General features: G+C 34.8%; 15 protein-coding genes. 10 read left to right on the top strand and 5 right to left on the bottom strand.

All coding sequences use genetic code 11. The features are described from left to right. Positions 1 to 51: 51 nt before the first annotated feature. On the top strand, positions 52 to 2,484 hold the full coding sequence (locus tag ASG22_RS18445) for an ABC transporter permease (RefSeq protein ID WP_055987809.1): 2,433 nt from the start codon (positions 52 to 54) through the stop codon (positions 2,482 to 2,484). A 134-nt stretch (positions 2,485 to 2,618) separates the two neighbouring features. Further along, a complete protein-coding gene (locus tag ASG22_RS18440) occupies positions 2,619 to 3,917 on the top strand; it encodes a TolC family protein (protein ID WP_055987808.1) in 1,299 nt (432 codons plus the stop codon). 1 nt (position 3,918) lies between these two features. On the opposite strand, the gene ASG22_RS18435 is transcribed toward ASG22_RS18440, so the two are convergent. Beyond that, positions 3,919 to 4,539: an RNA polymerase sigma factor gene (locus tag ASG22_RS18435; protein WP_055987806.1), complete on the bottom strand. Its 621-nt coding sequence runs from the start codon at positions 4,537 to 4,539 to the stop codon at positions 3,919 to 3,921. A 234-nt stretch (positions 4,540 to 4,773) separates the two neighbouring features. On the opposite strand from ASG22_RS18435, the gene ASG22_RS18430 reads away from it, so the two are divergent. From ASG22_RS18430 to ASG22_RS21040, 8 genes are all read left to right on the top strand, one after another. Further along, the gene (locus tag ASG22_RS18430; protein WP_055987804.1) at positions 4,774 to 5,724 is read left to right on the top strand and encodes a FecR family protein; all 951 of its coding nucleotides are present in this window, start codon (positions 4,774 to 4,776) and stop codon (positions 5,722 to 5,724) included. A gap of 43 nt (positions 5,725 to 5,767) precedes the next feature. After that, complete coding sequence (locus ASG22_RS18425) at positions 5,768 to 9,070, top strand: TonB-dependent receptor (protein WP_055987802.1); 3,303 nt, start codon at positions 5,768 to 5,770, stop codon at positions 9,068 to 9,070. Positions 9,071 to 9,369: 299 nt separating this feature from the next. Then, positions 9,370 to 10,680 (top strand): hypothetical protein, encoded by a 1,311-nt coding sequence (locus ASG22_RS18420; RefSeq protein WP_055987801.1) that lies wholly within the window; start codon positions 9,370 to 9,372, stop codon positions 10,678 to 10,680. A gap of 69 nt (positions 10,681 to 10,749) precedes the next feature. Further along, entirely contained in the window at positions 10,750 to 11,685 is a 936-nt protein-coding gene (locus ASG22_RS18415) for a T9SS type A sorting domain-containing protein (RefSeq protein ID WP_055987799.1), read from the top strand. Positions 11,686 to 11,832: 147 nt separating this feature from the next. Next, complete coding sequence (locus tag ASG22_RS18410) at positions 11,833 to 12,573, top strand: hypothetical protein (RefSeq protein WP_055987798.1); 741 nt, start codon at positions 11,833 to 11,835, stop codon at positions 12,571 to 12,573. A gap of 13 nt (positions 12,574 to 12,586) precedes the next feature. Beyond that, positions 12,587 to 13,948: a S41 family peptidase gene (locus tag ASG22_RS18405; RefSeq protein ID WP_055987797.1), complete on the top strand. Its 1,362-nt coding sequence runs from the start codon at positions 12,587 to 12,589 to the stop codon at positions 13,946 to 13,948. An 11-nt stretch (positions 13,949 to 13,959) separates the two neighbouring features. Continuing rightward, positions 13,960 to 14,241: a hypothetical protein gene (locus ASG22_RS18400; protein WP_055987795.1), complete on the top strand. Its 282-nt coding sequence runs from the start codon at positions 13,960 to 13,962 to the stop codon at positions 14,239 to 14,241. A gap of 366 nt (positions 14,242 to 14,607) precedes the next feature. Further along, entirely contained in the window at positions 14,608 to 14,772 is a 165-nt protein-coding gene (locus ASG22_RS21040) for a hypothetical protein (protein WP_157844730.1), read from the top strand. 148 nt (positions 14,773 to 14,920) lie between these two features. Here ASG22_RS21040 and ASG22_RS18395 read toward each other — a convergent pair whose 3' ends face one another. From ASG22_RS18395 to ASG22_RS18380, 4 genes are all read right to left on the bottom strand, one after another. Further along, positions 14,921 to 15,406 (bottom strand): hypothetical protein, encoded by a 486-nt coding sequence (locus tag ASG22_RS18395; protein WP_055987794.1) that lies wholly within the window; start codon positions 15,404 to 15,406, stop codon positions 14,921 to 14,923. Positions 15,407 to 15,467: 61 nt separating this feature from the next. Then, on the bottom strand, positions 15,468 to 16,598 hold the full coding sequence (locus ASG22_RS18390) for a DUF4236 domain-containing protein (RefSeq protein ID WP_055987791.1): 1,131 nt from the start codon (positions 16,596 to 16,598) through the stop codon (positions 15,468 to 15,470). 155 nt (positions 16,599 to 16,753) lie between these two features. Then, on the bottom strand, positions 16,754 to 18,298 hold the full coding sequence (locus tag ASG22_RS18385; RefSeq protein ID WP_055987790.1) for a T9SS type A sorting domain-containing protein: 1,545 nt from the start codon (positions 18,296 to 18,298) through the stop codon (positions 16,754 to 16,756). A 257-nt stretch (positions 18,299 to 18,555) separates the two neighbouring features. Then, positions 18,556 to 21,471, bottom strand: a complete 2,916-nt coding sequence (locus tag ASG22_RS18380; RefSeq protein WP_055987787.1) for a reprolysin-like metallopeptidase — start codon at positions 21,469 to 21,471, stop codon at positions 18,556 to 18,558. Between the last annotated feature and the right edge of the window lie 81 nt (positions 21,472 to 21,552).

The following is a 21,552-nucleotide window of genomic DNA, read 5'->3' as shown; positions in this document are numbered from 1 at the left end:
GTGTTCAGTATTAACAAAACACTAAACATTAGAAACTAAAAACTAGAAATCATGTTAAAAAACTGGCTCAAAATTGCCTTCATCAATTATAAAAAAAACTGGCTTTCCACTCTTATCAATGTGTTGGGGTTAAGTGTTGGTTTGTGTGTGTTTTTATTGATTTTTATTCATTGGCAGGACGAAAAATCTTATGAAAACTGGATTCCGAATAATGAGAATATTTATTTGGTAGAAACAGGAAATCCTTCATTCGGAACAATGATCGTTTCCAGCTATCCCGAATTGGCTGTTTCAAAGGAAAAGTTTCCTGAAATAGAAGATTATACAATTGCTAACAGTTGGGAAGATTACAAAGTAAAACTTTCTTCGGGAAATAATTCTGTTTTCACCTCCAATGCGAGAGTTTCAGATTCATTTTTTGATTTTTTTCCTTTCAAGAAAGTTGCTGGAAGCTACAAAAATGCGATCAGTGAAAACAATAAAATTGCTCTTTCTGAGGAAACTGCAAAAGGACTTTTCGGTGATGAATACAAAGATTGTATTGGAAAGCTGATTAAAATGGATGATTCTGATGATAAAAGCTATGTTATTACTGCTGTTTATCAAATTCCGGAAGTAAATTCGGTTTACAAACCGGGATTTGTCATGAGGCATCCTTCTTCGGAAGAAAGTAAAAAAAGCTGGACGAATTATTCCTATGTTGGATATTTTATATTAAAACCGGGAACAAATGTTCAGGATCTGGAAAAGAAAATGTCGGATCTGGTTTCTGCACATGAGAAAATTTCTGCAGAAAAATGGGGTGAAAAATATGAAGAAAAAAATAAGATGAAAGTTCATCTTACACCCATTGCAAAAATGAAACTGGATGCAAAAAGCGAAGGAATTTCAAAAGGCGATAAAAAATCGATTATGATTTTACTTGGACTTTCTGCTTTGATTTTATTACTTTCAGGAATTAATCTGATTAATCTGAGAACAGCACAGGCATCTCAGAGAGCTAAAGAAATTGGGGTGAGAAAAGTAATTGGAAGTTCAAGAACGAAAATTATCATTCAGTTTTTATTAGAAAATTTAATTATTTGTATTGTCGCTTATATTTTGGCATTAGCAGCCGTTGAACTGCTTTTACCAACGTTCAATACATTTTTAGGAAAAGAGATAAAACTTTCTGATGGCAGAGTTTTTCTTTACTCCGGAATTTTATTATTGATTTTTGCTTTTCTTTCGGGAATTATTCCGGCATTTTATCTTTCAAATTTTAAACCGATTAATACATTGAAAGGTAATTTTTCAAGAAGTAAAAATGGGGTTTGGCTGCGAAATTCTATTCTCACGCTGCAATTGGTTATTTCTTCGTTTTTCATTATTTGTTCGCTGATTATTCATTCTCAGGTAAAGCTGATGTTGAATAAAGAGTTAGGCTTTAAAGGAGATCAGGTAATTCAGATTAATTTCAAAAAAACAGATTGGGAAAACAATTATAATCTCAAAAAATATCTTCGTCTTAAAGCTGAAGTTGCAAAAATTTCAGGCGTAGAATCCGTTACAGGCTCGGTAATTTCCATTGGAAGTGGGTTTGTAAATTCTTCAACAGTAAAAAAAGCAACAGATACTTTACAAGTATTAAAAAATGTGATAAACGGTGCTATTGATCGTAATTATTTTGATTTTTACAATATAAAATTTGCTTCAGGAAGAGATTTGGATTGGAACAGAGCTTCCGATACGATTTCCGGGGCTGTTGCTAATGAAGCTTTTATTAAGAAAATGGGCTGGAATCATCAAAATGCTTTGGGAAAAGAAGTATATCCGGGCTGGGAAGAGAAAAAGAGAAAATATAAAATTCTCGGTATTATCAAAGATTTTTATGTGAATGGAGTAGACAAGCCTGTAGAGCCGATGTTGTTTTTTAATTACGATAGAAATTGGTCGAAAGGAAATATGAGTAATCTTCAGATTAAACTTTCAGGAAGTGATATTAAGGGAACTTTAGAACAGATCAAAGAATTTTGGGTTACAAAAGCAGAACCCGGTTATCCTTTCGATTATGAATTTGTAGATAAAAGATTTGCCAAAACTTTCGAGAAATTCCAGAAGCAGCAAATGCTTTTTACAACATTGAATGTGGTAGTTTTAGTGATTGCATTATTGGGATTATTTGCATTGTCGTCACTTGTTATTGATCAAAAACTGAAAGATGTTGCCATTAAAAAAACATTAGGAGCAGACGAAAGAACAATTATTTGGGATTTGACTAAAAAATTCCTGATCATCTGTATTCTTGCAGTTTTAGTAAGTTTTCCTTTCGGATATTATGCGATGAATGAATGGCTCAAGGATTTTGCTTATAGAATTGATATGCCAATTTTTCCATTTATTCTGAGTATGATTTTATTATTGATTTTGACATTTTCGGTGGTCAGCATCAAAGCATATAAAGCAACAAAAATGAATCTTGTAAAATACTTTAAGTATGAATAGTCCAAAAGTTTGAGACGAAAAACTAAAGAGAAATCCATAAGAAAAATAAAATTCTCCTCCCTTTGGAGGGGTGGCGAAAATTCTATAGAATTTTTGACGGGGTGGTTTTAACATCATTAAAGTAAAATTTTCCAATGAAAAAAATATTCTTCATTCTAATAATAAATCTATTTCAGGCTCAACAGAGTTGGACACTCAAAGAATGTATTGATTATGCTTCTAAAAATCATCCGTTGGTAAAACAGGCAACGGTAAATATTCAGAAAAATGACCGACAGATTGCGGCCTCAAAAGGGATTTTACTTCCTTCTGTGGAGGCTGCGGTTAATCACAGTTATAGTTTCGGATCATCTATCAATCAGTCGAATAATCAGAGGGAAGCTTTGAATACCCAGTATGATCAGTTGATTGCACAGGCAAATATTCAGTTATTCAATTGGAGAAATTATTTGAATATTTCATTGTCGAAACTTAATAGAAATACAAATATTTATAAACTTAAGCAAGCTCAAAATGAAGTGCAATTGAATGTGATTCAAACATTTTTTGTGTATCAGAACAGTAAAAGCTGGCTGGATGTTCTGGAAACGCAAATTGCCGGAATTGAAGATCAGATTAAACGAACTGAAAAAGAAGTCGAAATTGGAAGTCGCTCAAAAAGTGATATTTACGATATTAAAGCAAATTTAGGAACGCTACAGGAACAGTGGGTTTCAGCAAAAAATCAACGTGATTTGGCAAAAATTAACCTTTATAATGCATTAAATATTACGGAAGATTCTATAGATTTTATCATGAATAATGAAGAGATTTTATCGGAAGGAGATTTCTCAGATTCTGATTTTACAAATAAATTGGTGCAAAATAATCCGTCCTATAAAGCAATTGTTGCAGAAATCAATGCACAGCAGAAAAGAGTTTCTATTGAAAGATCCAGTTATTTGCCGACGCTTAACGGAAATTACAGCTGGTCAACTTTTTACAATAAATCTTTAGGAAAAGATAATGTGTCAGGGATTAATTTTTCGGATCAGTTTGTTCAGAATAAAAACCAATCTGTGTTTTTTGGACTTTCCATTCCGATTTTTAATCAGTTTCAGATCAAAAATAATGTAGAGATTGCAAAATTGAATGTCATCAATTCAAATTACGATAAGGAATTAATTATTAATGATCTTACAAAGACCATTAATTCGATTAAAGCACAATTTACCAATGCGCAGGAAAAATATCATCTTTTAGAATTAAACTTTGAAAATCAGAGACTTTCATTTCAAAAATCTGAAGAGAAATACAAAGAAGGTCTAATGGATGCGTATACTTTTTTTATTGTGAGAAACAATTGGCTTCAGGCAAATTATAATTTAATTAACAGCAAAAATGATGTAATTCAACAAACAGAATTATTAAAAATCCTGAAAAATGGGTTGTAAACTAATGTCTTAATAAAATATCCATTAAAACCATAACAGAAACAAATTTCTTGGAAGACTGATATTCAGGATTCAGCTGTTCACGGATTTCACCGATCGCTTTGCTGAGTTTGTTACTTACCGTTTTATTGCTTAAACCTAAAGCTTCGGCTGTTTCATCAACAGACTTATTTTGGCGGATTCTCATGTCATACACTTTCTGTTCAGTGATAGGTAAATTTGAGACAACCTCATCAATCATAGAAAATAAAGCGGAAATTTCATGCTCTTCAAGAATTTCAAAATATTCTGTATCGGTAATATCGATAGAAGTTTCAGATTCATCGATACTTATTGTCGATAATTCTTTTTTCTGACTGTTAAAATAATCGATAACTCTGAAATGAAGGTGCTTTAGAAAATAGCCTTTTGCGCTTTCGTTTTCGTCGGTTTGAATACTTTCTGTGTTTTCCAGAACCTTTATCCAGAGATTCTGCAATAATTCCTCTGCCAGTTCTTTGTCTCGGGTCTTTACAAAAACAAAGCGGTACAAATCATCCCAATACCTTTCGTATAGTTTCATAAAAGCAGGTCGGTCTCCTGTTTTTATTTTTTTCAATAGTTTGTGATCTGTCTGTTTCATTGATGCAAAATTACCTAAAGGAAAATTAACTTTTTGTGAACTTTAAGGAATTCAACATTAATTATTTCTGAAAATCGGGGACAAATTATGACGTAAATGTTTAGAAATCGTCGAAAACTGCCCAAAATATTAACAAGTTGATTCTAATGTGAATACAATGTTAAATAAAGGCTGGGGAAGTTTTTCTTTTTCTCTGTTTTATAGATGTAACGGCGAACGTATACTAAGTCATTTATGAAAAACTTAAAATATAAAGATATTCAGGCATTTGTTTTCAAACTTTGGGAAAGAGAAGTTTCTGAAGAAAAAATTTCAGAAAAAGAAACCGATCTTCTAAATCAATTGAAAATCAGTATAGAAAAAAATCTGGATGCGAATCATATAAAAGAATCTAAAGAGAGAGTCTTGTTTTCTCTGGAACCTTATTTTAACCAAACAGCTATTACATATCATTCTAACGGCTTTAGAAAGTATTTTTACCAAATCGCAGCCGCTATATTGCTTCTTTTTACTTTAGGAGGAGTTTTTAGTTATAATACTTTCTTTAAGCCGGATGTATATTTTGCCGAATATGCAAATCAAAAAGTTCACTTGGCAGATGGTTCGGTGGTGACATTATTTCCCGGTGCGGAGCTTACTGTTGAAAAATCTTTTCCGGCAGACACCAGAGTGGTGAATTTGAAAGGAGATGCAGTTTTCTCTGTGGCAAAATCTAAAAAACATCCTTTTATCGTTCATGCAGATGGTTTCAGTACCAAAGTGTTGGGAACTGTTTTTAAAATTACCCAAACCGGAAACAATAAAGCGGTAGATCTTTATGAAGGAAAAGTCGCAGTTTCTTACGCAGGAACTCCAATAACTTTTTTGAAACCTCATCAGAAATGGACCAATTTCGGAGTAGCCCGTACTGCCGCAGTGATTTCATTTAAAAGAGAGAATAAGTTGAATAAAACATTGCCGGCTTTATTGTCTTTAAGCTTTAATGATGTCAGTTTGAAAGAAGTTGCTGAGGTTTTGCAGAAAAATTACAACATCAATATTATTTATCCTAAAGAAGTGGCAGAAAAGAAGATAACTGCCGATTTTACCAATGGAAATGCTGATGAAAATATTGATGCACTGGCATTTATTCTTGGACTGGAAGTTCAGAAGGAAAAGCAAACCTATATTCTGAAAAATAAATAAAAAACTAATAATCAGATAAAATTTAATAAAAGAGAGTTTGAAAATGAAAAGTTTGAAGTGTAGTTTTACCATTGCAGCACTATTTTTTACGGTAGCAGCAGAAGCTCAGGAATTAACACAAAAAGTGTCGTTTTCTGCTCCTGTGGGGAAACCTTTGATCGAAGTGCTGGAGGAATTTGCGGGTAAAACGGGAATGAGACTGGCTTATTCTAAAGCAGATATTAAAGAATTAAAAATAAGAGCAATAAAATGTGAAAATATTCCGGTCAATAATTGCCTGAAAGAAATGACAAACGGACTTCCTGTTGTGTTTCGTATGAAAGGCGATCTTATTTCCATAAAATATGAGGGACAAAGTATTTCTGTTTTGGGAAACGGAAGAATTTCAGGGAAAATCGTTGATGAAGTCGGAAATCCTGTAGTAGGAGCGGAAATTAATATTGCGGGAAAAAATGCCGTGACGGATAATAATGGTGATTTTACTATCGAACTTCCTTCAGGATCTTATACATTAACGGTAAAATCTCCGAAATACAACTCTTTACGTGTTGAAAAACTGACAATTAATCATAATGAAACGAATACGGTTTCTTTTGCCATGAGACCTGTTTCGGATAAAATTTCGGATATAAAAGAAGTGGTTATCACAGGAACCCGAAAAGCCGATACACAAGCAGGATTACTGACTCAACAGAAAAAAGCAGCACAAATGAGCGACGGAATTTCTGCGGAACAGATTTCCAAAACACCGGATAATGATTTAGGCGCAACAATGAAAAGAATAACCGGGGTGACAACTATTGATAACAAATATGTGGTTGTCCGTTCGATGGGAGAGCGCTGGAACACGGCAGCCATGGATGGAATCAATCTTCCAAGCACGGAAGCTTACAATCAGAATTTTTCTTTCGATATTATTCCTACAGCAATGGTTGAAAGTGTAGTGGTAAGCAAAACCGCAACTCCGGATATGAATGCCAGTTTCGCAGGAGGTTATGTGGAGGTAAAGACAAAAGATATTCCCAACGAAAATTTTACCACGGTAACAATGGGAACTTCTTACAATGATATTACAACTTTTAAAGATTTTCTTACCCGTAAAAGAGGGAAATATGATTATTTCGGATATGATGACGGAACGAGGGATTTCCCAATGGGGCTTGAGTTTACAGATTGGAACAATCCTTTGTTTTTTGAACAATCAAGGCGTTTTACGAATGATAATTTTACAAATTATCAAACAAAAGCAGATATGAATTCCAATATGCAGCTGGCAATGGGAAGAAGTTTTCCAATGAAAAATAATAACAAATGGGGAGTTGCCGGAGCGCTTACAATAAGAAACGAGCAGAACAAGCTTGATATAGACCACACAGGAAGAGGCGGATGGCTCGATAATGCAGGACTTGTAAACAATTGGCAGGAATTGGGTGAAGCACCCGTAAGATTTTTTGATTTTAAAAATAAAGGAGCATCTTACAGTTATAATTCTACGATAGGAGCCATGTTAAATTTCGGGTTGCAGTTGGGCAAAAACAGAATATCATTCCGTAACTCTTATACCCATATTTACGATCAGACGCTTACAAGAGTTACGGGATGGAATGAATATACCGGAGGAAGCGGTCAGCAATCGATGGCAGAAGGTTCCTACAATTATTTTTATAATGGTATTATTCCTAATAATGATCCTTCACAGATTGGTAGTTTAGACAAACCTTACACAGATAATACGAATTATCCTGTATATCAGACCTTATTGCAAAATAAAGTAGAAGGAAATCATAAAATAAATAATGTGGAAGTCAACTGGTTTGCTGCAAGAACCGGCGTTATTTCAGATACTAAAGATTATACCCAATATCAGACGTATTATGATTTTGTGGGAAGTGAAATTTTAACCTACCATCAGATTTACAATTCCGGGAGTAATTTTTCAAGAGGATACATCGGAAATAAAGAAACAGATTACAATTTCGGAACTTCATTGAAATGGAAAATGGATGTCGGAAATTTTAAAACTGATATTAAAGTAGGGTATGCAGGTGCCATAAAAAACAATACAAACCAACAGCAGAAATTCTTCCTGAAAGTAGATGAAAACCGAAATGTTCCGAATAGTGAAAAAAATTATCTGTTGATGTCGGGTTTGCTTTCCGATTGGTTTGATGGTTCTCATTACACGCAAGGCGGAATTGGCTGGCAGACTAAAGCACTTTACAAAGACGATAAATACGAAGGAAAAGTTACTCAACATGCGCCTTACGTGATGTTTGATAATCGATGGAAAAATAAGTTAAGACTGGTTTGGGGAGTACGTGCCGAATATTTTAAATATGATCTTATTTCACAGCAACTTGATCCTTCTGATCCTAAAAATGTGACTAAAGCACCCATTGAAGACAAACCTTGGCAGTGGATGCCTTCTGCCAATTTTACGTACAGCCCTTCCGGCAAGATCAATGTAAGATTGGCGTATAACAGATCTGTCATTCGACCTCAGTTTAATGAAAGAACGGGATTGCCTTATTTTGATCCGGTTGCTAATGGATTGATTTATAATACAGAAATGACTTCTTCAGTCATTAATAACTATGATTTTAAGTTTGAATGGTTTCCGGGGTTAGGAGAAATTATTTCGGCAGGAATATATTATAAAGATCTTGACCGCCCGATAGAACGTGAAGGGTTTATTTCAAGTGAGGGTAATTTATTTCTCTATAATGGAAATTCTAAAAATGCAAAATTGAAAGGATTTGAAGTGGAAGCACGAAAAAGTTTGGGTTTTATAAGAGAAAATACATTTCTGCAACACCTTTTTATCAGCGGAAACTTTACCTATAATGAGACCAAAGTAGTGGCTTTTAAAGATCGCTATAAAACAGAAGATACCGATGCTACTTATGAAGTTGAACGTCCATTGTTTGGTCAGACACCCTATGCCTATAATTTGGGGCTTTTATATGATGGAGACCGTCTGGGACTTAGCTTTTTATACAATGCAAAAGGTGATCAGTATATTACGGTAGGATATGCTTATATCGGAGAAGAAATACAGCGACCTTATGCTGTTGCCGATGCACAGATTTCATATAAATTATTAAAAGATAAGAATTTAGAGATAAAATTCAACGTAAGAAATTTGTTTAACAGGGTGAAAGAGTTTTACAACAATTTCAATTCTTATTCTGTTTATAAAGGCGGCGGAAGCGATTTTCAGACTGAGAGAGAAAATCTTGAACTTTTGCCCGGTGCTACTAAGAAATATGATAAAGATATAGATAGAGTATTATTCAGAGCTTATAACGGAAGAACATTCGGTGTAAGTGTGAACTATACTTTTTAACGATAAAAATAAATAAAGAAGAAAAGAGCTCATTGCAACGTACAGGTTCAATATCCTGAGCATGAATCAATCATAATACTGATGATGCGCAGCACAGTAGAGATTCAGGAATCAAAGCAGATATTTTCCCGAATATCAGCAGTAATAAATAGGGAACTCTTCATTACAGCTCCTCATGTAATATAGAGTAAAAAAAACCAAATCGCAGAAATACAGAGGCGGGTATTTCTAAATATTAAAAAAAAACTCAAGTCTGGAAACATAAAAACAATTTGACTTGATCATCAAAAACTTTAACAATGAGAAAATTAACTTTAATCGCAGCTACAGCTTTATCTCTTATAGCTTGTCAGAACGAAAATTTAGCAGATTCTACTTCTCCATTCGAAATGAAGTCTGCTTCTGCGGAATATTTAACGGCTTCTTCACTTCCTGTTACTACAGTAAGTGGTACTATTACTACCAATACAACATGGAGTGGTGTTGTTGAACTTGACGGTGTTGTAACAGTGAAAAACGGAGCTACTTTAACTATTGCGCCGGGAACTTTCGTTAAGGCAAAACCAAGTGCTGCAAACACAGCTACAGGAGTTTTGGTTATCTCAAGAGGAAGTAAAATAAATGCTGAAGGTACTTCAACACAACCAATTATTTTCACAAGTTATAAATTATTGGATGGAGATGAAAATACAGCAGCAAGTCCTGGAGATTTCGGAGGAGTTATCGTTTTAGGGGGTGCACCTACAAACAAACCAACTACTACGGTAATTGAAGGATTGTCGGGTACTGATTATCAGTACGGAGGTACAAATTCTTCTGACAATAGTGGAGTTATGAAATATGTACGTATCGAATTCGCAGGATATGATCTTCTTTCTCCTAATTCAGGAAATGAAATCAACGGATTAACGTTAGGAGGAGTAGGAAATGCTACGACTTTAGATCACATTCAGGTTGCTTACGGTAAAGATGATTCTTTTGAATTCTTCGGAGGTACTGTAAATGCATCAAACCTTATATCTTTTGCTGCTGATGATGATAACTTCGATTTTGATTTCGGATATTCCGGAACAATTAATTGTGCTTTAGCTTTAGCTGATCAGAATTCTACGCACAGCCAAAGCGGAGGTAGCCCGGATTCTAACGGTATTGAGTTGGATAACGACGGAACTGGTTCTTCTGCTTCTCCTTTCACTCACCCAGTAATCAATAATCTTACGATTGTGGGAGCCAGTATTTCTACATTTGGATCATTGTACGAAAATGCAATTCATGTAAGAAGAAACGGTAAATTAACACTTACTAATACAACTGTTACAGGATATTCTGTAGGAGTATTATTGGAAACAGTGAGTGGAGCTGCTGTAAATCTTTCAGATCTTACCTTCACAAATGTACAGTCTTATGCACATAATAGCGGGTTTGCTTTTGCTTCAAGAGTAGGATCTACATCAACACCGAATCTTGTAGTGCCTGGTGGAACAACAACTACTCTTAACGGGGGAATGCCTCAGCCATTCTTCAATTCAGGAACTGTTGATCTTGGAGGAAGAAATTGTGGAAATTTCTTTGCTTCTTGGACTAAATATGATTTCTCTGTAGCTGAATAATTTATTCGCAGGAAGTAGTGATTTTTCACTATTTCCTGTTTTTTTTAAAACTTAATTAAATACTTCGTAATGAAAAAGACAATTTTATTTTCTTTAATACTTCTACCTTTATTAGCATTTTCACAAGTTCCTGTTTGGATTAATTCTTTTGATATACCTAATGATTTACAAGGATGGACATTCTATGACGGAAACGGAAACAATAATCAATGGCAGCAGGGAAGCAATATTTATTACAACGGAACTACAAATACTTTGGTGTATGGCTCTTCTGGAGCATTAAGATATTCTATTAATCTGGTTCCTACTGGTACAGCAACAGGTTTTACCACAGAAAATGATTGGGTTGTCTCTCCTGAAATCGATCTAACCGGAGCTTCAGGTACAATCACTCTGGCAGCATATATTTCCAGACAAAGAACAACACATACGCTGGTTGGTCGTGATTTATGGATTTACATAAGCACTCCTCAAAAACCTGTGCCGACCTTGGCAGATTTTCAGGCACTGACGGTAGATGGAAATGGGGCTAATGTTACCAGTCCCTACTCAATTATTGTAGGAAATACGGCTAATCCTTGGCCTTCTACAGATTTATCTCAGTCTGTTGAGAGTCTTGTAAACCTTTCTAGCTTTGCAGGAAAGAAAATTTATATCGGTTTTTGGACAAACAGAATCGCCAATGGACTTAATATTCAAAATATAAACATAGATGAAATCGGAATCTATGCATCTTCATTTGTATTGGATGCAAAAGAATCAAAAACCAATAAAAGTATTACCAAAGTAATGGAAAATCCTGTGTCTGCTTCTTTACAGCTTCAACTTAACCCTGTGTTGAAAGAAAATGCAACGACGGTAAGTATTTACAATATGACAGGGCAGAAAGTTTTTATGTCTAAATATTCAAAAAACATCAATGTGAATGCATTGTCAGAAGGTACTTATGTTGCAGAAGTATCCGATGGAAAAGCTACGGAAAGACTGAAATTTATTAAAAAATAACCGACTCCTTCTCAGTAAGGATAACCATGAAAACTCAAAGTAAACATTCTTCAACTTAGATTTTTGTAATTAAGCGATTGCCCTGTGCTTCTCAGGCTCGGGCAATTTTTATACGCTTGATTTTTTTATGATTTAATAGTAAATAAGATGAAAAACATTCTAGCAATTTTATTATTCACAATATTTTTTTCATGTACAGACAACAGCACTTTAGAGGTTTACGATAAAGACCAGAAAGCTGCTGAAGTAAATGTGAAAGGATATTCAAAACCTGATGTTATTCAGATGAGGTTGAACGGGCAGCCGATTTCTATCAACGGAACACCTTCTTATACAGAGAAAATAGAAACCAAGATCAATTTTGTATTGGATAAAGGTGAAACCGATGAACTCGCTATCTACAATAATCAGACGGGTGCTCAAATTGCCAAATATTCAATTAATTACGACAATTTTAATGATTATAAAAACTTATATTTCTTCAATTTGCCTGGAATTTTTCTAAAGACTTATGCCGTAAAACCACAGGTGAATTTAGGAAAAGTAGGATTTGAATTCATTTTCCCCAACTTGGGTGAATTTTCAGGGTCATCTCTGGAAGGCGTGAAAGGTGTTCTGAAAAGAGAAAACGGAGTCGTTCTTGCCGAATTCGACAACATCGGGAAAAAGGATTTTACAACTGTGAAAATATATAATTATTTCAGTGCTACGGCTCCTGTTTATTTAGAATTATACAAACCGGGAACTACCGAACCTTATACGGGTTCAATTATCATTAAAGCGACTTTAAAACAAGATATCGGTGCCAATATGATCGTGCTTCAGGAAAAACTGGAAAACGGCGTATTAGTGGTAAAAGGAGATATTGATGTGGCAGATTATTTATAAATGATTAAGAGGTATGAAAAACTTTTTTAACATTCAATTCTTTATTTTAATACTGGTCTCAATCTTCACAGTTTCATGCAATCGTACAGACGATGAAGCTCCGAATTTTGAGGAAGGAACCACGGAATACACCAATCTTTGGGTTCAGGACAGTATGAAAAGATACTATTATTGGGCAGGACAAATGCCTGTAAAACCGGATTATCATCTTCCGGTAAAGGATTTTTTTAAAAGTTTACTGTCACCTCAGGATCGTTTTTCTTTCATAGTCAACACTGCTGATACTTCCACTTATCCAAAGTCTGTAAGAAATATGTTCGGTTTTGATTACACCAGCCTTCAATTAACAAATGGTGAAGTGGTGACGGTCATCAAATTAGTGTTAAAAAATTCACCTGCATCTAATTCCGGATTGGAACGGGGAATGATGATCAAAAAAATCAACGGACAGATAATTACAGCTTCCAATGCAGAACAGTTGACTGCATCCATTCCCAATCAAACGGTTCTTGAACTGACTGTTGGAAATTGGCAGAACGGATCGATTATTAATGAAAAAAATGTAACCGTTTATTATGGATATTCACTCGAACAGCCATTAATGTCTAAGATTTTTGAAAAAAACGGCAAAAAAACAGGTTATCTTTATATCTACGATTTTCCTGACGGAATGACTTCCGCTTTATATCAGAAGTTTGCGGAATTTAAGACCGCCGGAGTACAAGAATTGATTTTGGATCTTCGGTATAATTACGGTGGGTCGGTTTCATCGGCAGCAGCACTTTGTTCAATGATCCCTGCAGGAATTTCAGCAAATTCTCAATTTATTACCTATAAAGGAAATAAAAACGGGGGCGAAGTCAAACGAACTTTTTCACAACAGATTGCTTATGATCCCAGTGCGCTTAATTTTAATACATTGCGTTCTAATTCTTTAGATTTAAATAAAGTATATATTCTTACCTCAAAAAGTACGGCATCTGCTTCAGAAATTGTTATTAATAATCTGAAACCTTATATGCAGGTTGTTCAGGCAGGTGAAGCCACGTTAGGAAAAGATATGGCTGGATTTTCTATTGAAGATAAAAGAAAACCGAAGAAAATTACCTGGCAGATTCATCCGGTTATCTACAAAGTCTTTAATGCAAACGGAGAAGGCGGATATATCAATGGAGTTACTCCGCAAATAGCTGTTAATGAATATGTTAATTTACCACTTCGTAATTTAGGCGATCCTGACGAAGTTTTACTTTCTTCTGTTTTAAGTAAAATATATTTAAAGTCAATGAATACAGAGATTGATGGAGGAAAAGTGAAAATTTTATTTCAAAGTGACGGCACTGCTGCAGAATTTTCAGGATTATCATTTAAATAAAAATTACTGCCATGCAGGGAATAGAACCAAAATTTCACAACAGCCTTACCGAACGAATAGAATATTACCGTTTTTTATTGAAAGAAACGGTCGATGATCCTGATGAAATTTCCTGTGAAGCCGTTGCCCGAGCCTCAGAACTGTCTGATCTCTATCAGGAATATCTTATTAACAAAAGGAAACTTGAGAAAAGCATCAAGAGTTATAACAAATATCATGAGGATTTGAGAAAATTATTGACGTTAAAAATCCGTGATTTAAGAAAGAAAAAGAAAGCAAAAGTAATTTTGTAAATCATATAAAATAAAAAATCCTCAGTCGAAACCAAGGATTTAAAATGAAAAAATAAGTATTGTAAGTGATGGTGTTTCTTAAATAAATATTCCCGAATTTCTCCGGGAATATGTAGTGTTCCCTTATTAAAAGCTATTTTTCTAATAGTCGGAAATTAGTATTCAAACGCTGTGCCAGATATAGATTTTTTGCGATTAAATTATTGTTAACCTAATCTATTGGATTGTTTTAAATTCATCATATTCTATTAAAAAATTTTACATACCACACATTAGAGAATTCTAACAAAACGGTACGCTTTTAGTTGAGTAGATTTTAAGTTTTTTTAACTTATTTATCATCACACCAATCAAAAATAGTATAATATGAAAGTTTCTACACAAGCAGAGAATATTAATTCTCATTTTACCAGAGAAGTTGAACGCCAAAAGGCTCTTAAAGCTCTTGAAAAAGCAAAAGGTATTAAGAGAAAAGTTGTTTTTCTTCCACAGGGAGCAACAGGGAATCTCAGCGTAAGAGATTTATTCTAATGAATAACGTATTGATTAAATAAGCTGCTTGAAAAGGCAGCTTATTTTGGTTTAAGTATATTTCTGACATTCTTGAAGGAGAAAGTATTAACAACAAAAGGGAAAGTATAGGCTTTCCTTTTTATAAATTTAATCGGTGTAAAACGATCTATTTTTTTGGCTTCAAAGAAAAATTATCTAAATAAACTGCTTGGTGTACTCCGTTTAGCAAAACTTTCAGTCCCAAATTGGCATCTTTTTTTAAAGAAATAGTAAATACCTTTTTATTTCCTGTTATTTTTGTCGGTTTAGAGATAGAAACGTACGATTTTGTATCTGAGATATTGTTGATCTTGAACAATTCCAAGCTCGTTTCTCCTCCGTTGTCTGAAACATCAACATCTAACGTATAATTTCCTGCTTTAATTTTTGGAGTCACCAGATACATATTGTCTCCCGGGTTGGTCATCGAATAAAATATGATTTTTTTATCACTGGCGTAAAGCATTGCTTTTCCCTGTTGAGCGGTCCAGCATTTATTCATTTCTTTCCAGGTATCAAAGTTTTCTGTAAGAGTAGATACAGTTTTACACTGTGCATTGGCTGTTAAAAATCCTCCTAAAGCCATTACTCCTGCAAATGCAATTTTTCTCATAGATCATTTATAAATTATGATGTAAAAGTAGGCAAAAAACGCTGTTTCAGAAAGCCATTGATTAATTATTTGAATCAATTGCCCGGCATAGAATCTTGTATTCCTGAAATGCATATCCAAATTCCTGTGTAAATTCAAAATTGCTCATTTGATATTCTTCATTCAAACCTGTACGGGTAGAAAAATGAAGTCTTCCGTATTGTACTACAGGAATCTGATAATTGTTTTTAAACCTTTTATCAGGCGAACCATTTTTATTTACTTTTGCCCATGTTTTTTTAATGACTTTTGAATCCCGTGGAACAGCATCGGTTTCAGTAAAATGTGCAGATGTATTGATGAGGTTAAATTCATCAATTCCTATTATTGCAAAATTAAGGTCATTGGTATACATCAACACAAAAGTGGGATAGAAGTAAAGATCTGCTCCGTTTATATTTTGAAAGTAAAGCGCTTCATAATTAGATTTAATGATAGAAAGTGATCTGAAACCAACCTTAGTTTCCTTTCTGTTGACCAACGTACTGGCATTAGATCTAGCGGCAACACGATCCTGAAAATGTGCTCCGGTAATATCCCAAATACGATGAGAAGTACTTAAATTCTTAAAAGCACTGCATAAATGGTCGTATTTTTTCTTGGTAGGATCATCAAACTGTATGTCGATGTCAACTGCAGAATGATCAATCACCATTTTTGTTTCTTTAATTGCTTCTTGTTGAGCAGCAATATCTTGATCAATTTTCTGTACGGTGTTTTTGTTGATTAAACCATAAACCAAAATATAGCTTAAGATTTTTTTTGTTTTAGAAAAGACTAATGCTTTTTTTATTTTTTGTAGATCTAATTGAAGTTCAGCTTTTTGCCTTTGGGCAATTAAAATAGATTCTTTGATGCCAGACATATTCTGTGAGGTGATTTGATGTATATCTGCACTGAAAATATTGTCGGAAAGTACTGAATTGTAAGTAGGTAACGGATCAGGGTGGGAGAGTGGGGATCGTTGTGATGAAGAACCTGAAATTCTGGTTGAATTTGAGAATCCTAAAATAGTTGTGTTTAATCTCGTTCCGGATGAACTGAAATTTAAACTTGCTCCCTTTACTCCGATGCTTGTTGAAATGCCCCGCTTGCTGAAATTTAAATGTACTCCTGGTACAATTTTTATCCTTTTTCTATAAGTCCATGCCATACTGTTGTTATTAGAATATTGTCTTGTACAAATCTAAATCAACACAGTAGAAAAATTTTACGGGAACCCGTAATTGGAAAGAAGCTATACTGAGATATTTGTTTGAAAATTCTTTCGAAAACAAAAAGGCCTGTTATAAAAACAGGACTTTTTTATTATTTTTTTATGAATTGTAAGGACTGCTTATCTTCTTTTTCATGGCGGATTTGAATAATATAGTTTCCTAACATTAAATCCTGAACATTAATTTGGGAATTAAATTTAGATTCACCCTTTCGAATCATTTTACCCGATAGGTCAATAATATCATACTCAAAGTTATTATTTTCATGTTTTTTATTCTGAACCGAAATGAATTGAGATGCCGGATTTGGATACAGAATTAATCGTTGATTATCGCTTTTAGCAGAAGCTGACTTCACACTTAAATAGGCGTTGTTCAGCTTAATCAGATAAGAAGAATACCCGTGTGTAGCACTGTTGCCAGAATAAGCGATCACCAGAGATCCGTCATTGGTAATGAATATATTATTCAGATAATCTGCCCGCACCGATGTATTGGGCGGAGTTGTTAAAAACATCTGGTATCCGTAGTTTGCAAAACTGTTATCTACATTTCCGTCAGCATTAAATCTTGCCACAAATAGTTGCGCAATAAAAGTACCGTTGCTCCCGAAGAAATTACTCATGTTTCCCACGGCAATCATTTTTGAATTAGGCAATACGATGAATTTATCAATCATAATATCAGAGGCATTCGTATATAAATAGTTGGAAGTTACCCCATTATTGCCAAAGCCTGAAATTAGAGATCCGTCTGAGATTCTGATTTTAGACAGGAAAAGCCTTGTATAAAGCGAGGAATCACTTGTCTGATGAAGAATAGTAATAGAATTATTTGCATAATCATAACTGAAATTCTTTGCAATAGTTCCTGTAGTATTGGGAATTATAACGATTCCGTTGTTGCCGAATCCTGCATCTAATGTACCATCTGGGAGTCTTCTCTCAAGATAAGATTCTCTTGTATTGGAAGTCGTATTGGTTTTAAAACCAGCTAACATAATTTTACCGTCATTCTGAACCTCAACTTTATAACAGCTGAATGAGCTGATCGGTAGTATTCCATTGGTTCCGAAACTATTGTCCATAGCTCCGTTAGAGTTAATTTTTGCAATAAAATTGCTGCTGTTTTGAGTTACATGAAAATAAAGAAAACCATTTGAATCGATAACAGCATCCACAGCCGTACTGTTAGATCCTACTGTAAATGTTGTAAAACCATTGGTGCCAAAAGTCGTATCCATTGTTCCGTCCAGGTTTATTCTTGCAACGAAAAGTTCATAAGCACTGTGATTAGGAGTTGCATTTACTCTCCCGACCAAAGTTATTTTATTGTTGTGTAAGATAATTTTCTTTACAGCTTCGGTTTTAACGGTTGAGTTGGGATCCATATCCACATATTTTGTTCCGAAACCGGTATCAATGATCCCGTTTTGATTTATCTTTTTGATCTGAACAGCGTTGCTCGATGTAGTGGCTGTAATAAATTGTCCATCTGGCAGCATAACAACAGAGGTACTGGCAGAAGATTGATATTTGGTATATCCACCGCTTCCGAATGTTTGGTCTATAGCAAATGTTTGCGCATATGATATAGCAAATAAAAATAAAAGTATTAGAAAATAGATTTTCTTCATCCTGAATAATTTTTAATTTAAAAAATAATTGAAACTGTTTAAAAAGTTCTCTTTAAAAAAAACGCTGCGAATATACAAAGTTTTGATTATATAATTTCGGAGATGTGCTTCAAAAATAGGTTGTTTTGATTAAGATATGTTTAATAGTTTTTACATAATAGATTAAAAGACACGATTAAAGAGTTGATTCAATAAAAATTAAGAATAAAAAAAGACTGCCTTTTCAGGCAGCCTCATTATTACTATTTAGGGTTATATTACTTTTTGATGAACTTAGATTTAAATAAATCTTTTCCTTTCTCTTCAATCGTAATAACATATCCGCCTTTTATCAAGCCAGAAACATTAATTTTTCCTGAATTGATATTTCCATTGTCTATCAACTGACCAGCAGCACTATAGATTTTATAAACTGCTTTGTCTGATACTTTTGTTATATTCAAGACATCTGACGCAGGGTTTGGATATAGTTGGATTCCGTCATTATTAGCATTCACTTCATTTGTTGCCAATATTCCGGAAACAATCATTACATTATAATCCTCTACTTCACCGTATGTATAAGATGTACATGCAGCAGGAGAGGCATTATATCGTAGAGCAACTCTCATTTTCAGGGTTTTATTCTGAATGGCTGTTGTAGGAACGGTAAATGTACCGCTCACTGTAGGGGTAGTACTAGCTGCAGAATTTAATACCATTTCTGTTGTATCAAATGTTCCGTCTCTGTTGAAATCGATCCATACTCTTACACCTTCAGGATAAATATCTGCAGGCCATGTTTTAGTTACGGAAACTGTATTTGATGATCCGCTTACCAGATTAATTAATTTTGTAGGATCAGGTCCGTAATTAGTATAAGTACTTGATCCTGAATTGTTATTAACATTCGATAAAGTTACATTCGAGATGTATTCTTCAGAAGGATCAGCGGATGTTAATGCACAATAAGTGACAGAAGAAGCGGTAATAAACTGAATGTTAGTAGAATATGTTCCTGTAGTTCCTGAACAAACAGCAGCTACCTGTATATCATATTTCACACCTTCCTCTAAGCTTGCTAAAACGACAGAGTTTGTAGCAGAAGTTGTTTGTTGCCAAACGGTCTCTGTCGATTTTTTATATCTTATCTGATAAGTAGCACCAACAACGGTATTCCAGTTTACCGAAGCGCCGGTGGAAGTTACATTGCTTACTACAATTCCTGTAGGAGCGCTTCCGTCACACACTGCAGCTGAAGTTACCGTCATTTGTTTTACTGCGTAGAAAACATTTCCGATAGCCGAAATTCTTACTTTAATATTTTGCCCGTTCAGAGAAACCGGGAAAGTATAGGGCTGAGTTCCGTCATTAGGAGTCGAAGCTGATAATACAGTCCATGTTGTTCCGTTATCCGTTGTATAATCAATTTTTACATTTGCAGCATTATACGGAGCAGCAGCAGTATTCGCAACATCCCATGTTATATTAGACGGTGTATTATGATAAACCTGCGAAGTATTTATTTTAAAAGGTCCGTCATTGCTTACCGTTACTGTTACAATATCACTCTGCGTTTGCTGTGAATTTGAAATAGGGCTGTTGTCTCTTACTGTTAATACAAAGTTGGTGGCTCTAGCTACGTTTGATACTGTTTCCCAATCTGCAGGAACAGTAAGGTTACCGGCTAATACTGAAGATAACTTAGGGAAATATCTTGTATTTCCAGTAGCGGTAGGCGTCCATGATCTGAATAACGCACCAGTTGTATTATTTCCTGTAACACCTGTTACCGGAGTGTTTGTACTGTCAAACTGCTCCCAAGTATACGTCATAGGATCGTTTTCAGGATCTGTAGCAGTTGCTGTCAGTACAAATGCAGTTCCTTTAGGAATCGTGTAATCTGAAAGAGCTCCGATTACAGGAGGATTGTTGGTTACTGTGGTTTCAATATCACAAGTTGTAGTAGATAGGTTATCTTCAACCTGTAAAATACTTGCCACATGGAAGTAAGCATCAGAATGAGCCTGAACGTCTGTAGCTCCCGTAATACCCGCATATCCCATGATTGTTGATCCCGAACCTGGTTCCATATTCACTCCGGTTCCTTCTACATTCATAGAAAAGGTATGATTAGCACCTAACTGGTGACCCATTTCGTGTGCTACATAATCGATGTCGAAATTATCTCCCTGCGGAATAGCATCTGCCGGAGAAGTAAATCCAGAACCTTTTCCTTCAGGCTCAGCTGTCGTAGGGTCAGTACATACACATCCGATACACCCTGCATTACCTCCTCCTCCGGAAGCTCCGAACAAGTGACCGATATCATAATTTGCGTTTCCTACATTGGCAGTTAAGGTATTCTGTAATTCTAGGTTCCAGGCACCACCGGCTCCTGTTGCTGCTGCAGAATAAGGATCTGTTGCTGCGTTGGTATAAATAACCCCCGGAAAATCCTGTACAAATAAATGTAAAGCAAAATCTTTTTCAAATACACCGTTTACTCTGGTCATGGTAGCATTAATTGCCGTAACAGCACCTGCTACAGTACCTCCGTGAAACTGAGTGTACTCTCCGGTTACAGACATAGCTAATCTCATCGATCTGTATTTCTGATCAGAAGACTTGGCAAAATTTGTAGGATTTTTATCGAAAGTTTGCCCTTTAGAGTATAAAGCATCGATTTGCTTTTTAGACAAAACACTTTCATTCATGCTGCAAAGAAAACCTCCCGGAGTTTTGTTAGTTTTAGGATGTACTCCATACACTGTTTTGTCAGAGTTGGCAGGCTCAATAAATTGATATACTCCGTCTTTGATAATCATAGACTGAAAATCATTCGGAGCAACGGAAAACCTAACATATTTAGAAGGATCATCAACACCCACCCCTACATAGGAGCCTAATTGATAGCGATCTGCCAGGCTTTTTACAAGAACCGGAAAACTATAAACCGCAAACTTTTCAACTTTACCCTCCAAAGTAGGCAAAGAAATTTCTACAGGTTTGGCACTTCTACCCATCTCCTGTGCATCTTTAAGCTGATTCTGGATTGCATTTACATCCAGCTTGTAGTAACTTCTCACATTAGAAGATTTCTCAGATCTTCCTTCAAATGCAGTTGGAGTCCACTGCGCAAAAGCAGTTCCTCCAATCAGACTACATAAAAAAGTAGTTATAAATTTATTCATACTTAGAATTGTTTGATCCTTCAAAAGTAATCATAGATTTTCAAATAAAACAATAAAAAATAACTATTAACATAATGAATT

The organism is Chryseobacterium sp. Leaf405 (assembly GCF_001425355.1).
Taxonomy (GTDB): Bacteria; Bacteroidota; Bacteroidia; order Flavobacteriales; family Weeksellaceae; genus Chryseobacterium.
This window is presented reverse-complemented; position numbering and strand designations above follow the sequence as displayed.

Excerpts from the sequence above, each read along its gene's own strand:
- ASG22_RS18445 (WP_055987809.1), top strand. The coding sequence starts at position 52 with ATGTTAAAAAACTGGCTCAAAATTGCCTTCATCAATTATAAAAAAAAC.
- ASG22_RS18440 (WP_055987808.1), top strand. The coding sequence starts at position 2,619 with ATGAAAAAAATATTCTTCATTCTAATAATAAATCTATTTCAGGCTCAA.
- ASG22_RS18435 (WP_055987806.1), bottom strand. The coding sequence starts at position 4,539 with ATGAAACAGACAGATCACAAACTATTGAAAAAAATAAAAACAGGAGAC.
- ASG22_RS18430 (WP_055987804.1), top strand. The coding sequence starts at position 4,774 with ATGAAAAACTTAAAATATAAAGATATTCAGGCATTTGTTTTCAAACTT.
- ASG22_RS18425 (WP_055987802.1), top strand. The coding sequence starts at position 5,768 with ATGAAAAGTTTGAAGTGTAGTTTTACCATTGCAGCACTATTTTTTACG.
- ASG22_RS18420 (WP_055987801.1), top strand. The coding sequence starts at position 9,370 with ATGAGAAAATTAACTTTAATCGCAGCTACAGCTTTATCTCTTATAGCT.
- ASG22_RS18415 (WP_055987799.1), top strand. The coding sequence starts at position 10,750 with ATGAAAAAGACAATTTTATTTTCTTTAATACTTCTACCTTTATTAGCA.
- ASG22_RS18410 (WP_055987798.1), top strand. The coding sequence starts at position 11,833 with ATGAAAAACATTCTAGCAATTTTATTATTCACAATATTTTTTTCATGT.
- ASG22_RS18405 (WP_055987797.1), top strand. The coding sequence starts at position 12,587 with ATGAAAAACTTTTTTAACATTCAATTCTTTATTTTAATACTGGTCTCA.
- ASG22_RS18400 (WP_055987795.1), top strand. The coding sequence starts at position 13,960 with ATGCAGGGAATAGAACCAAAATTTCACAACAGCCTTACCGAACGAATA.
- ASG22_RS21040 (WP_157844730.1), top strand. The coding sequence starts at position 14,608 with ATGAAAGTTTCTACACAAGCAGAGAATATTAATTCTCATTTTACCAGA.
- ASG22_RS18395 (WP_055987794.1), bottom strand. The coding sequence starts at position 15,406 with ATGAGAAAAATTGCATTTGCAGGAGTAATGGCTTTAGGAGGATTTTTA.
- ASG22_RS18390 (WP_055987791.1), bottom strand. The coding sequence starts at position 16,598 with ATGGCATGGACTTATAGAAAAAGGATAAAAATTGTACCAGGAGTACAT.
- ASG22_RS18385 (WP_055987790.1), bottom strand. The coding sequence starts at position 18,298 with ATGAAGAAAATCTATTTTCTAATACTTTTATTTTTATTTGCTATATCA.
- ASG22_RS18380 (WP_055987787.1), bottom strand. The coding sequence starts at position 21,471 with ATGAATAAATTTATAACTACTTTTTTATGTAGTCTGATTGGAGGAACT.